10 protein-coding genes are annotated in these 13,059 nt (G+C 48.9%); 4 read left to right on the forward strand and 6 right to left on the reverse strand.

What is annotated here, in order from left to right; all coding sequences use genetic code 11:
• Together WC490_03250 and WC490_03255 are read right to left on the reverse strand one after the other, a co-directional pair.
• On the reverse strand, positions 1 to 1,636 hold a 1,636-nt coding region (locus tag WC490_03250), incomplete at its 3' end, for a metallophosphoesterase (protein MFA5097626.1).
• Between the two features lie 92 nt (positions 1,637 to 1,728).
• On the reverse strand, positions 1,729 to 1,935 hold the full coding sequence (locus tag WC490_03255; GenBank protein ID MFA5097627.1) for a hypothetical protein: 207 nt from the start codon (positions 1,933 to 1,935) through the stop codon (positions 1,729 to 1,731).
• A 136-nt stretch (positions 1,936 to 2,071) separates the two neighbouring features.
• On the opposite strand from WC490_03255, the gene WC490_03260 reads away from it, so the two are divergent.
• A complete protein-coding gene (locus WC490_03260; protein MFA5097628.1) occupies positions 2,072 to 3,193 on the forward strand; it encodes a hypothetical protein in 1,122 nt (373 codons plus the stop codon).
• 11 nt (positions 3,194 to 3,204) lie between these two features.
• On the opposite strand, the gene WC490_03265 is transcribed toward WC490_03260, so the two are convergent.
• The 3 genes from WC490_03265 to trpB form a co-directional block, all read right to left on the reverse strand.
• On the reverse strand, positions 3,205 to 4,218 hold the full coding sequence (locus WC490_03265) for a DUF4291 family protein (GenBank protein ID MFA5097629.1): 1,014 nt from the start codon (positions 4,216 to 4,218) through the stop codon (positions 3,205 to 3,207).
• Positions 4,219 to 4,319: 101 nt separating this feature from the next.
• Positions 4,320 to 5,555 carry a 30S ribosomal protein S12 methylthiotransferase RimO gene (rimO, locus tag WC490_03270; protein ID MFA5097630.1) on the reverse strand — a complete coding sequence of 412 codons (1,236 nt, stop codon included), beginning with the start codon at positions 5,553 to 5,555 and terminating at the stop codon, positions 4,320 to 4,322.
• Entirely contained in the window at positions 5,552 to 6,733 is a 1,182-nt protein-coding gene (gene trpB, locus WC490_03275; GenBank protein MFA5097631.1) for a tryptophan synthase subunit beta, read from the reverse strand. Before trpB ends, rimO begins: the two co-directional genes overlap by 4 nt.
• 38 nt (positions 6,734 to 6,771) lie before the next feature.
• Here trpB and leuS point away from each other — a divergent pair, with 38 nt between their 5' ends.
• On the forward strand, positions 6,772 to 9,285 hold the full coding sequence (leuS, locus tag WC490_03280) for a leucine--tRNA ligase (protein MFA5097632.1): 2,514 nt from the start codon (positions 6,772 to 6,774) through the stop codon (positions 9,283 to 9,285).
• Positions 9,286 to 9,292: 7 nt separating this feature from the next.
• On the opposite strand, the gene WC490_03285 is transcribed toward leuS, so the two are convergent.
• Entirely contained in the window at positions 9,293 to 10,609 is a 1,317-nt protein-coding gene (locus WC490_03285; GenBank protein ID MFA5097633.1) for a glycosyl hydrolase, read from the reverse strand.
• Positions 10,610 to 10,830: 221 nt separating this feature from the next.
• On the opposite strand from WC490_03285, the gene WC490_03290 reads away from it, so the two are divergent.
• Positions 10,831 to 11,562 (forward strand): GAF and ANTAR domain-containing protein, encoded by a 732-nt coding sequence (locus WC490_03290; GenBank protein ID MFA5097634.1) that lies wholly within the window; start codon positions 10,831 to 10,833, stop codon positions 11,560 to 11,562.
• A gap of 69 nt (positions 11,563 to 11,631) precedes the next feature.
• Complete coding sequence (gene gdhA / locus WC490_03295) at positions 11,632 to 12,966, forward strand: NADP-specific glutamate dehydrogenase (GenBank protein MFA5097635.1); 1,335 nt, start codon at positions 11,632 to 11,634, stop codon at positions 12,964 to 12,966.
• Positions 12,967 to 13,059: the final 93 nt, after the last annotated feature.

Genomic DNA, 13,059 nt, shown 5'->3' on the forward strand with positions numbered 1-13,059 from the left:
AGGCCCCAGCCCCCGCCACGAACGGCCCTATTCTTGAACCGGAATTGAATTCATCCGCCTGGTGCCCGTGTTCAAAATAAAGGCCCCTGTACTGGTCATAGTGCCGTTCAACGATAACAAGATTCGGAAAGATCGATCTCAGCGTGTCCGGTACCGGACAAAGCGCTTCCGAGAGCTTCCTGGACAATGCAGATACCGTTTTGTGGTTCATTGGGACCAATAGAAGCCTTCTGTCAAGATAAAAAGCCAAAGAGCCCGGTTTTTTGACAATTTCTTCTTCTCCCAGTCCAGTTGTTATAGAAAAGGACATTATCTTTCTGGGAGAATCCCCTTCAGGCGAATAGTAAGCGTTCCTGGCCAGTTGAAGAAGCCTTTTTCTGCACACATATGAGCCCGGCTGCCTCAAAAAATAGTCCAGCATTCTGTACTCGCCGCGGCTGTTCTCGTCAACGACAAGCTCATCCTCCTCCGGAACTCTTCCCGGCCTATAGGTGATCAGGCCTTCAATTCTGTAGTGATTTGCCCTTTTAACAAGATCCTCAGCCTTTTCCAAGTAAGCTCTTTCTATGACCTGTTCATCATGGTTGCCGGCAACATATATTATCCTTCTAACCTGTTTTAACTTATAAAAAAGACGGGAATAGTTGTGCCTTATATCGCTGAAATCAGCCTGCCAGAGGTCCAGCAGGTCTCCGTTGATTATGAGAGTCCCTCTGCACTCTATCAACCGGTCAAGTATTTTGATAAGTTCCTCTTCTTTTGCTTTTCCAAAACTATCCTCCCCTCCCCCGGAAGCAAGATGGATATCCGAAACAGCCACCCTCAGTAAAAAGCCTTCAACAAAGCGCTCTATCTGTCCCAGGGCCTCCGGATCATCCTTCTGTGTCCTAACTTTGACACCGGCATCCTCATAAGAGATCAGGATGTTGCCGGCTCTTTTGACAATGTCCGGTTTTCTGCCTTTAAGTTCTCTGGCCAGGTCTTCGGCCTCCGCACAATGCACCAGCCCTCTGACCGCAACAAAAGATCCATCCCCGCTTTTTTCGGCCACAAGAGGCCCGCTGTCATTAAGGTCAAGGTTCTTTGAAAAAAACTCAATTCCGGAAAGAATGCCGAGGTTTTCACACCTTTCCGCTTCAACCGCAAGCCCGGCTTCATATCTGTAGATCAGAGCTCCGTGAAGGACCTGCCTGATCATCTCCTGAGCCCTTGTGTCCCTTGCCATAAATCCTCCGAACCTCTGGACATATACCTGAGGATCACCTGGATCCGCAAGGTCTATCACCAAACTGTTCCTTCTCATTTTGGTCCAGTCTCCCTGGGTCATTATCGCTTTTACGGATTCGGGAAAATCAAAATATACAGGCTCGGTACCCGGCACAGGGCCTAGGATGCCCAAAAAGGACGGGGACCTTAAAGACATCTGCGTCGCAAAGGCCTGTCTTCTGCTTTCGACCGCCGGGCGCATGACCGCACCAAAAACACGGTGATCCGTCAGATATGAAAGCGCCTGGGCGTTGCTGTACGATGTGTAGGCAAGGGAAAATCGCCTTCCCCCGATATTGACCTGTTGGGTAGCCGCAGCGCCTTTGAACGGCATTTGAGTGCGGTAAGGCGCCAGAAAATTGAGCCGCATAAAAGCCCTCCTTTTGTTCCCGTAAAGAGGGGTACTCTTTTATATCGGCGTGTTATCTGAGGAATTGCACTTTTTTGGTTTTTGAAGCGGGGTTAGGCCCAAGTGTAAATACTGACTTTATCTATCATCCTTGCTGCCAGTTCCGCGGTAGAGATCTTGCCGGAGGCGTTATAATTGAGTTTAACAAGGTCTCCCGTCCTTATTTCTGAACCAGTCGCTTCTTTTATATTTTTAGCAGACATTGATAACACAGAATTTAGCGATCGGTTTATTATGTTTGCCAGACCTGCTACTCCCATGATGTTCATCCCCTTCTATTTGTATATCGTCAATTCAACAACAGGATTTCACCCATAGCGCCATTATTCCCGGAATGTTTTCAAGAAATCACGAGCCGATATTATCGATATATGTATAGGAGGGGGTTATCATCTTATGTCGACAGAGAAAATTAGTCCAGTATCGTCGGGCACTATAACATCCCGCTCTTGGAGAACAAGAGATCTTCTTGGAGCATCGATAGCAGATGTGTTTAGGGATGTTAAGTTTTCGCCGTTCCATGCCGTACCTGCAGTCATGTCAAATTTTTTCGTCGATCCTCTAAGAGTGCGGGGTTTAGATGACCACTGTTTTAACTTGCTATACGAGCGCTGGAACAATATTCAGGACTATTCACCGGTTAGACAAGCCTATATTGCCAATTCGTATCTTGGTTTTTTGGGCGAACCTATGGATTATTACCGTGTCCCCAACTGGCACGGGGTAGAGATGGTGCGCAGTTTTCGGGACGGGTTTGGCCGCCCCGTTTATCAGGCTTTGCTTGACACCGGCGAGATGAGAGGGGTCGATCCAGAACATATGTCATGGAGTCTTTCTGGCGACATATACCTCAAAGAAAAATGGAAGATTGACACAGGCAATAAGCTGCCGCGAATCGGATGGAACGACATCCTGACCAGGATGCTTTTTAAACACCTTATAGAACAATACGAAGAAGCTCCCAATACGAACATGATATTCAGGTCAACCCCTCTCTATTATTTAGATTCTCTTCTCAGCCAAGAACCGTCAAACGGTTACTTCTGGTTCTCATTTTGCAGACAATATTCTGCCACTTTCAACAATAAAAAGAGCTCTCCAGAAGGAGCCGTTAAACAAATAAGACATTTCCTGAAGGATGGAATTGATCTTTCTGCCATCGTCCATCTTGCAGACGGCGGCTTGTCCTGGAAGATAAGCGGTCCGGACCAGATACTACCTCCAGAACAAATCCTACCAGACGGCATTGTTGCAGGCTTAAGGGAAGCCTGGGAAATCACCCATCCGGAAGTGCGCCAGCTGGTAGAATTCGAGTTGGATACACCATCTATGTCAACGCTCATATGGACATTCATGGAAAGGATAAGGAACGGATGGATAGAGGGGCTCTCAGAAATTCCGTCAGAAACGGGAGATTTTGTCGCAAAGTTTGACCGCGGGTGTTATCCGACCTTCAAATTGCCGGGAGTTTGTTGGAATCGTGCCTCTTTCTCGTATTATAACCTGTCCGATCTCTAATGCCATCACCCCTAGCGTATCAGCCCTTCCAGCCAATTCTTTGCAGCAGGCGTTTCCGAAACACAATATTGATGCATCTCCAGTTTTTTGAGCAGTCCCAAAGGAGTAGGATAAGCAAATTCGAACGGAGGGACAACTGAAGCCATGTCGCGCACCTGGTCCGAAATATCGGTTAGCGCCACGATCCCTCTTTCGTAGTCTCCCAGAAATTGGGGGGCTATCCCCAGCATCAGAGAGCGTCTGAACATCCTTGAGCCGTCAAGGTCCTTATCAGGGTCCCATTGAACATAATTGGGGTTTAATTCCGCATCATTGTAGAACCCGTCCTCGGAATAATAGTGAACCCCCATGATTGGGTCAAGCAGATGGGACCTTTCAAGGAGTTTCTCAAAAGTGCTTCTCATAAGGTCAACCGGGATCACTCTATCTCTGCCGGGCGCAGTTGCCCACTCGCTTCTTTTCATGGTCCACAGGAACGACGGTTTTATCCAGACCCGGCTTCTTTTTAAAAAGGTTCCCGAAAGAACATGATTGGCCAGGAAAAAGTCAGCCCCTTCGTCGTTCATGTTCTGATAGACCCTTATCGTCTCGTCCCCGTAGTTTGCCCTTATCATTCTTCTGAAAGGAAAATGCCAGCCAAGGGTATTTACGGAATACGCTCTGCCAAGATCTTCCGGCCAGTCCGCTTGTCCCGACAAAGTCAACCGTACTTCCTTACCGCGCCGGGATATTTTATCAATGCTCAATGGCTCCGTAAATGCCGCGTCCTGCCTGTCCAGGACATTAATATGCCCTCTGTCTGATAAAACCTGCTCTCCTACACACGGCTTCACAGCAAGTTCAATAGAGGCGCCGTTCCGCTTAATATCCCTGACCAACCCAAAGAATTCATCCCCTCTCGGGAACATGTCAAGCACCTGATAATGGGCCCCAAGCCTTTCATAGGCTTCGATGAATTGAGGCCTCAAGCGGTCATGCTTTCTCCCCTCGGGCCTGAATACGGCCTCTGCTCTGGTGTAAGGCATTAAGCTGATCCTGGCTGGCATGCGCATTTGTCCTTTCTTTGACTAAAAGACCATCTGTAGGTATATCGGCTGTCTTGGAGGCGGATTTCAATTTTGCAGGACTATATCGCAGGTTTGCCGAACAGATCATGCCTGCCTGATGAGGATATGACCGCTCTGATAAATTCTCCGAGGCTAACTTTCTTTGCATTTTTCACATGCACTCTTCCGTCTATCTCGGGAGCATCCCTAAAAGACCTCCCGACGAGGTCCTTGCCTTTCCTCCCTTCGATGAGGACCTCCAGAGTTCGGCCCGCAAGTTTTGCGTTGATCTTTCTTGAGATACCGGCCTGCAGCTTCATCAGTTCGCACGCCCTTCTGCGCTTTACTTTTTCCGGGACCTGTCCTTTCATCATAAAAGCCTTGGTCCCCTTTTCCCTGCTGTAGGGAAAAACCCCGAGCCGGTCAAACTTTGCCTGTTTTATGAACTCTTTGAGGTTTTCAAAATCCCTCTCCGTCTCTCCCGGAAAACCGACTATGACCGAAGTCCTTATCGCAATTCCGGGCATCATTTCCCTCAGTAATTTCAATTGTATTTCAATTGTATTTCTACCGTATTTCCTGCGCATCGATCTTAATATCCTATCCTCCGAGTGTTGTATCGGCAGATCTATATACTTAACTATCTTCTTTTCTTCTGCCATTACTTTGATAGTGCTTTGCGACAGATGCCCGGGATGCGCGTACATCAGCCTGATCCAGCGTATCCCTTTGATCTTTGCGGTCAACTTTAAAAGTCGCGCAAGATAAGGATAAGCGGTCGTATCCTGCGCGATATAGATTATTTCCTTGACTCCCCTCTTTGCCAGCCCTTTGACCTCAGCCAGGATGTCCCGGACCTTGCGGTGCCTTAATCTTCCTCTTATCTTTGGGATAAGACAATATGTGCAATTGTTATTGCAGCCCTCGGATATCTTTACATACGCAAACCACGGCTGCGTTGCCTTGATCCTAGGCACTCCGCACTCATAAAGATTTATGCTATCTATAATTCCATCGATTCTCCGTACGGGCGATTCATGAATCGCCCCTCCAATTTTTCTTAAATACTCCGGCAAACATCCAGCGACCAATAACTGCCTGCACCTGCCCTTTTCCTTCCACTTGGCCATCTCTCTAATAACTGCCGCCGCCTCATCTCTGGCAGCTTTCAAAAATGCGCAGGTGTTCACGACTATAGTATCGGCTTCTTTGGGATTTAAGGTGATCTGGTGACCGCTTGAAGTAAACTTCCCCATCAGGACTTCGCTGTCTGTGAGGTTCTTGGGGCAGCCGAGGCTGACAAAAAAGACCTTCATTTTCTGAAGATAATATCGAGATCTTTGTCGCCGCGGCCGGAGAGGCAGACAACAACTACGGACTTTTTGCCGATCTTTCCTTTAAGCTTTGGAAGGTAGGCAAGAGCGTGGGAGGATTCAAGAGCCGGGATGATGCCTTCTTCGCGGGAAAGCAAGCGAAAAGCCTCGAGAGCTTCTTTATCGCTTACGGACACATATCTTACCCTGCCGGTATCCTTTAAATAGGAATGCTCCGGCCCCACCCCGGGATAGTCAAGCCCCGCAGAAACAGAATGAGTGTCGCTTACCTGTCCGTCCTTTGTCTGCAATAGATAACTTTTGGCCCCGTGCAAGATACCGGGTTTGCCGTAGGCAAGCGGGGCTGAATTCTGGCAAGTGCCTTTGCCCCTGCCGCCTGCTTCAACGCCTATCAATTTGACTTTTTTATCATCAATAAAAGGATGGAACATCCCCATTGAGTTGCTGCCGCCGCCTACGCAGGCAATAAGATGCAAGAGGCCTCGTGTACTACATATTTTATTTAACTGAACCTTTGTTTCCATGCCGATCACGCTTTGAAAATCCCTGACCATCATCGGATAAGGATGAGGTCCGATGCAGGAGCCGATGCAGTAAAAAGTTTTTTCCGGATCGCTCATCCAGTCTCTCAGGGCCTCGTTAACGGCCTCCTTGAGAGTTGCCGTGCCGGACCGCACCGGGATCACCTCTGCCCCCAGCAGTTCCATCCTCAGCACATTAGGGGCCTGCCTTTTGATATCCTGCTCCCCCATATAGACCACGCATTTTATCCCAAAAAGCGCAGCCACCGTAGCCGTTGCCACCCCGTGCTGCCCGGCGCCTGTTTCAGCGATCATTCTTTTCTTGCCCATCTTTTTGGCAAGCAGACCCTGGCCGATGCAATTATTTATCTTGTGAGCGCCTGTATGGCACAGGTCTTCTCTTTTTAGATAGACCTTAAATCCGTATTTGCGGCTTAGATTGCTGCAATAATAAAGCGGTGTGGGCCTGCCGGCGTAATGAGACAAATAATCGTTGAGTTCTTTTAGAAAGTTCCTGTCTTTCCTATATCTTGAGTAAGCGGCTTTAAGCTCTTCCAGGCAGGGCATCAGGGTTTCCGGCACAAAGGAACCGCCGTAATTGCTAAAATAACCCCTTTTGTCCGGCAGATCATATCTCATTTTCCCAATTATAGCATGTGCTATAATCTTAGAGATAAATGTCAAATTACACCCCTAAAGAGATAGAGCCTCTCAGGCAAAGAGCCTGGCAGGAAAAAAAGCTTTTTGAAGCCGACAATTCATCGAACAAGCCAAAATACTACGACCTCGTCATGTTCCCCTACCCTTCCGGCAAGATACACATGGGACATGTGCGAAATTATGCCATAGGAGATGTGCTCGCTAGGTACAAGAGGATGAAGGGTTTTAATGTCCTCCATCCGATCGGCTGGGACGCCTTTGGCATGCCGGCAGAAAATGCTGCCATCAAGAACAGCTCTCATCCCAGGGACTGGACCACAAAATGCATAGCGGACATGACCGTCCAGTTGAAAAGACTGGGACTTTCGTACGACTGGTCAAGGGAAGTGACCACCTGCAGAGAGGATTACTACAAGTGGACACAGTGGATCTTTCTGAAATTCTTTGAAAAAGGCCTGGCATACAGGAAAAAGGCAAAAGTGAACTGGTGCCCTAAATGCGAAACTGTCCTGGCCAACGAGCAGGCAAAGGACGGAAAATGCTGGAGATGCGACAGCGCTGTTCGATCAAAGGACATAGAACAATGGTTCTTTAAAATAACGCAGTACGCGCAAAGGCTCCTTGATGACATAGAAAAACTGGAAGGCTGGCCCGAGAGCGTTAGGATAATGCAGAGAAACTGGATAGGACGCTCCGAAGGAACAAGCATAGAGTTCGCTATAAAGGGTTTGGATAAGAAGCTTAAGATATTTACCACCAGGCCGGACACTCTTTTCGGGGTAACCTATATGACCCTTGCCCCAGAAAACCCGCTAACCGTAGAGTTGTCGCAAGGAACAAGACAGGAGAAAGAGGTCCTTTCCTATATAGAGAGCGTAAAAAGAAAGGACCCTTCGCTGCGCCAGGTGTCGGAAGAAAAGACCGGAGTGTTCACGGGGGCTTATGCGATAAACCCGGCCAACAACGAGACAATACCGATCTGGACTTCCGATTATGTCCTAATGGAGTACGGCACCGGCGCTGTCATGGCAGTTCCGGCCCACGACCAGAGAGATTTTGAATTCGCAAAAAAATTTGATCTTCCGATAAAAGAGGTAATCGTTCCTAATGGTCCCTCACCCCGGCCTTTGGCCACCCCTCTCCCAACCCCTCGACTACGCTCGGGGCAAGAGGGAGAGGGGCCGGAGATCAGGGCGGCCTACACTCCCCCCGGCACCATGGTCAATTCCGCACAATTCAACGGCATGGACAGCAATAAGGCCATCGATGCAATAACCCTCTGGCTTGAAGAAAAAGGCATCGGCAAAAAAGAGGTTAATTTTAAGCTGAGGGATTGGCTAATATCCCGCCAGAGGTATTGGGGTGCGCCTATTCCCATCGTATATTGCAATAAATGCGGGGCAGTTCCGGTACCGGATAAAGACCTTCCGGTAAAATTGCCCTATGATGTCAAATTCACGGGGGAAGGCGGTTCTCCCCTGCTGAAGGCTAAAGATTTTATCAGCACTGCCTGCCCCAAATGCGGCGGAAAGGCAAGCAGGGAAACCGACACGCTTGACACCTTTAACTGCTCCTCCTGGTATTTCTTAAGGTACACGAACACAGAAAAGGATTCTGACACGCCTTTTGAGCCAAAGGACCTCAAATACTGGCTTCCCGTAGACCAGTATATAGGCGGCATAGAACATGCGATATTGCATCTTCTTTACTCAAGGTTCTTCTGCAAAGTTCTGAGCGACATGGGATTTATCCCTGTGGACGAGCCCTTTAAGAACCTTTTGACGCAGGGAATGGTGGTAAAAGACGGTGCAAAAATGAGCAAGTCCAAAGGCAATGTTGTTGATCCAGACTATATTATTGAAAAATACGGGGCGGACACAGCCAGGGTCTTTATCCTTTTTGCCTCTCCTCCGGAAAGGGAGCTTGAGTGGAGTGATGCGGGAGTTGAGGGGAGTTATAGATTTTTGAGCAGGATCTGGAGATTGATCAGCGACAATAAGCCCTCACCCCCTTCCCCTCTCCCAACCCCTCGACTACGCTCGGGGCAAGAGGTAGAGGGGCGCAGGACTGATGGGACCACCCGTATTCTTCACAAAACCATAAAAGGTGTTTCAGAAGATATCGAGAGATTCTCCTTTAACACGGCGATCGCAAAGATAATGGAACTGCTTAACGCGCTTCAGGGTTCGCCTCTCGATAAAAAGACCGCCGAGACGCTGCTTCTGCTGCTTTCCCCATTTGCTCCGCATGCAGCAGATGAGCTTTGGGAAAAAATAGGCAATACCGGAAGTACGCTGGAGCAGGACTGGCCGGGCTTTGATCCTGCTCTTGTTAAAGAAACCGAGATCGAGATACCAATACAGGTCAATGGAAAACTAAAGGACAGGATCATGATAGCAGCGGACCTGCCGGAGGAGCAGGTCAGGGAAAAAGCTCTTCAGTCAGAGAAGATAAAACAGTTGCTGCAGGGTAAAGAAATAGTAAAAGTTATATTTGCCAACAGAAAACTGGTAAATATAGTTGTCAGGTGAGTCCTGTCTAATCGTTAACCGTAAAATTCTCCAGCCTTAAATTCCCGCTAAGCGCTGGGTGAATGCACATTTTGGTTGTACCTTCGGGTATCTTGAGGGAAACAGGCCCGTCCCGCCGCACCCTTTCGTCCGCCAGCACCGTATCAGTCCCAGAAGCATCATTTATGAATAATATCATTATTTCGCCTTTGATCTTAGATGCATCAAAGGCCAGTGTGCCCATAACAGCCCTGTCAAGGATAAAATAACCGCCGGCATCGTAATTGCCTTTTGGAGCGCTTATCTCGATCGCACCGTCTTCCAGCCTGAGCCTTGCACCTCCAAAAGCCCCCTGGGACAAGAAAAGGTCCTTAATATCGGCCCCGGACTGCATATCCGGGACAATGGCAGCCGCCGGCTCCGATGCACCGGAATTCGGCTCCATGGGACTGGAAGAAAAGCTTCCGCTGTATTTTTCGAACTGTTCTCTCAGGCATCCGGTACCTCCATCTGTAATGGACCATATCCTTCTGCATCCCGTTTCTGTTTTTGTGGTATTAAAGTAGAACACCCCTGCCAGATCATCCTGAACTGCCAGTTCGAAAAGGCTTTTAAGGAACTGTGCCTCGCCCGCGGCTGAGCCCCCGTTGCCTTTGTCATATCCGGTCTCAAGTATCCAGAGCGGCTTTCCCGGATACAATTGCCTCATCAGTCCAATGGCCGGGCCAAACAGCGCCCTTGCATCCGCGGGGTTTCCTGTCCAGTCGGTACTGTAACCGTCCAGGCCTATTCCGTCAACATATCTGTCCCCGGGATAATACGCCGAAGGATCTGTCCCAACATTTGGGTTCCAAAGCCAGGTCGCATATTTATTGGCCCCCGCTCTTTCAAATGTTTCCCACACATGGATGTAGGCTTCTTTGTATAATTCAGGATGCCCCGCCCAAGGATACCAATCGCCGTTCATTTCGTGGCCAAAGGTCAAAAGCATTGGGGTATTTTGTGCGGCAAGCCCGGCAGCAAATTTTGCCAGCCCGGTATCAAATTTGCCCGCGATAAGGTTCTCAAGACTGAAGGAATTATCCGACTTGCCCTTCCAGCTCCACGGCTCCAGTTTTATAAGCGAAGCGATACCTTTTTGGCGCAAGACACTGACCGTTTCTGAAGGGAAATCAAATCCCTTGCCGAAGGCGTGAAACTGCAGTACCATGTCAAGATTCCCGCCTATCAGGCTGTTGAACCGGGAAACGCCGGCCGGGGAAAGAGCATCATCCAAAAAGGCCCCAAAATAGATACCGTTAGGAGTTATCAGGTTCCTGGCTGGAGTCGCCTCCATCTGGGGCATTCCTCTCTGGATCTCACTGGCAGGAACAGGAACTTGGGGACGGGGCCTTTCACAGGAGGTAAGGCTCCCGGCTAAAAAAGCAGCCGGAAGTATTAAACGTCCGGATCTATACAAAGACGCCAAAACTGAATTGGATGTTCTCATAACAGAGGTTTCATCTCCCTGTTTATTTGTCGGCATTTCCCTCATATGATTTCAGCTTTTTATAGTATAATTCAAACATGAATGTTGCAAAAAAACGCTCCTCAAAAAGGAGGTCTCGCCGCACAGATACCGTAAAAGCGCTTTCCGAAATAAGCCGCACTATCACTTCGGATCTTTTGATAGAGGACATTCTTGCTTCGATAGTGGAAGTAACCGCGAAATTGATGGGCTCCAATATCTGCTCCATTTTTCTTCTGGACAGCGAAAAAAACCTGCTGGTGAACAAAGCGTCCCAAAGCGTAAGCGCACTCTATAACAATAAGCCCCCGCTAAAGGCTGGCGAGGGTATCGCGGGAAAGGTGCTTTTGCTCAACAAGCCCGCCGCCGTTAAGGATGTCAAAAAAGAGCCGGAGTACAAATACAGGGACATCGCCAAAAAAGAGGGGCTATGCTCTCTATTGTGCGTGCCCCTGGCGGTAAAAGGAAAGGCTATCGGCGTTATCAACTCCTATACTTCCAAACCTCATGCTTTTACAGGGACAGAGATCGAGGTCCTTAGCGCGATAGCATCGCTTGCGGCAATGGCCATAGAGAACACAGGCCTGCTGATGAAGGCAAAAAGCGTTGAGGAAGAGCTGCAATCGCGCAAATCTATCGAAAGGGCCAAAGGGATCCTTATGAGGGACGAGGGGCTTTCCGAAGAGGACGCTTATCTGAGGATACAAAGATTCTCTATGGACTCGCGCAAGACCATGAGAGAGATTGCAGACTCCCTTATCCTGAGTTATAATCTTAGAAGGCTCAGGTGAACCGCACAAAGGCGTGCTTAAGATGAACGAAGAAGTCCATCGCATATATCGCATCAGCAAGGAGAAGCTATGACACTCACAGAAGAATTCATGAAGAAAGTCGTCGAAAAAAACCCGGGCGAGGTGGAATTCCACCAGGCGGTAAGGGAAGTGGTCGAGTCCGTAATGCCCTTTATCGAAAAGAACCCGAAGTATCAAAAAGCCAAGGTCCTGGAAAGAATGGTCGAGCCGGAAAGAGTGATCTTGTTCCGCGTACCCTGGCTCAACGATAAGGGCGAGATCGAGGTCAACAGGGGCTTCAGGATAGAAATGAACTCTGCCATCGGGCCGTATAAGGGCGGGCTCAGGTTCCATCCGAGCGTTAATCTTGGCATACTCAAGTTCCTGGCGTTTGAACAGGTCTTCAAGAACAGCCTGACAACTTTGCCTATGGGCGGAGGAAAAGGCGGCTCTGATTTTGATCCTAAAGGCAAGTCCGATAACGAAGTGATGAAGTTCTGCCAGAGCTTTATGACCGAACTTCAGCGTCACATCGGTCCGGACACCGATGTTCCCGCTGGTGATATCGGGGTCGGCGGAAGAGAAATAGGCTTTCTTTTCGGACAGTACAAGAGATTAAAGAATGAATTTTCGGGAGTGCTGACGGGCAAATCCCTAAACTGGGGAGGAAGCCTCATAAGGCCCGAAGCCACAGGTTACGGAGCGGTCTATTTTGCCCAGGAAATGCTATCTACCAGGGGCGAATCCATGAAAGGCAAAATCTGCCTGGTATCCGGCTCCGGAAATGTGGCACAGTACACGATAGAAAAAGTTAACCAGCTCGGAGGAAAGTGCGTATCAGCCTCCGATTCCAACGGCTACATATTTGATCCGGCAGGTATCGACGAAAAGAAGCTTTCCTTCATAATGGAATTGAAGAACATCAAGAGGGGAAGGATAAAGGAGTATGCGGACAAGTTCGGCGTAAAATATGTGGAAGGTAAAACTCCCTGGAGCGAAAAAGGGGACATCGCATTCCCATCAGCCACGCAGAATGAGATAAACGGGGCAGACGCAAAGGCCCTGGTTAAGAACGGCTGCATCTGCGTAAGCGAAGGGGCCAATATGCCCACCACGCCCGAAGGCGTCAAGGTATTCCTGGACGCAAAGATACTATATGGCCCTGGAAAAGCGGCCAATGCCGGCGGAGTGGCGACCTCAGGACTTGAAATGAGCCAGAACAGCATGAGGCTCAACTGGAGCAGAGAAGAAGTGGACAGCAAGCTCCACGGCATCATGATCAACATCCACAAAGCCTGCGTTGAATACGGAAAAGAAGGCTCTTTCACGAACTATGTAAAAGGCGCCAACATAGCCGGATTCGTCAAGGTTGCCGATTCCATGATAGAGCAGGGTCTGGTATAGCTCTTTCTAAAGGTCCTGGCTCCAAGGGGCGGGTTTTCCCGCCCCTTTTTTTGCTTTCGATACCCAATTCCTGAAATTCCAAAAAATATCCTT

The sequence above is a fragment of the Candidatus Margulisiibacteriota bacterium genome, from assembly GCA_041650635.1.
In the GTDB taxonomy this organism is placed as follows: Bacteria; Margulisbacteria; WOR-1; order JAKLHX01; family JBAZKV01; genus JBAZKV01.

Excerpts from the sequence above, each read along its gene's own strand:
- WC490_03255 (MFA5097627.1), bottom strand. The coding sequence starts at position 1,935 with ATGGGAGTAGCAGGTCTGGCAAACATAATAAACCGATCGCTAAATTCT.
- WC490_03260 (MFA5097628.1), top strand. The coding sequence starts at position 2,072 with ATGTCGACAGAGAAAATTAGTCCAGTATCGTCGGGCACTATAACATCC.
- WC490_03265 (MFA5097629.1), bottom strand. The coding sequence starts at position 4,218 with ATGCCTTACACCAGAGCAGAGGCCGTATTCAGGCCCGAGGGGAGAAAG.
- rimO (MFA5097630.1), bottom strand. The coding sequence starts at position 5,555 with ATGAAGGTCTTTTTTGTCAGCCTCGGCTGCCCCAAGAACCTCACAGAC.
- trpB (MFA5097631.1), bottom strand. The coding sequence starts at position 6,733 with ATGAGATATGATCTGCCGGACAAAAGGGGTTATTTTAGCAATTACGGC.
- leuS (MFA5097632.1), top strand. The coding sequence starts at position 6,772 with ATGTCAAATTACACCCCTAAAGAGATAGAGCCTCTCAGGCAAAGAGCC.
- WC490_03285 (MFA5097633.1), bottom strand. The coding sequence starts at position 10,609 with ATGCCCCAGATGGAGGCGACTCCAGCCAGGAACCTGATAACTCCTAAC.
- WC490_03290 (MFA5097634.1), top strand. The coding sequence starts at position 10,831 with ATGAATGTTGCAAAAAAACGCTCCTCAAAAAGGAGGTCTCGCCGCACA.
- gdhA (MFA5097635.1), top strand. The coding sequence starts at position 11,632 with ATGACACTCACAGAAGAATTCATGAAGAAAGTCGTCGAAAAAAACCCG.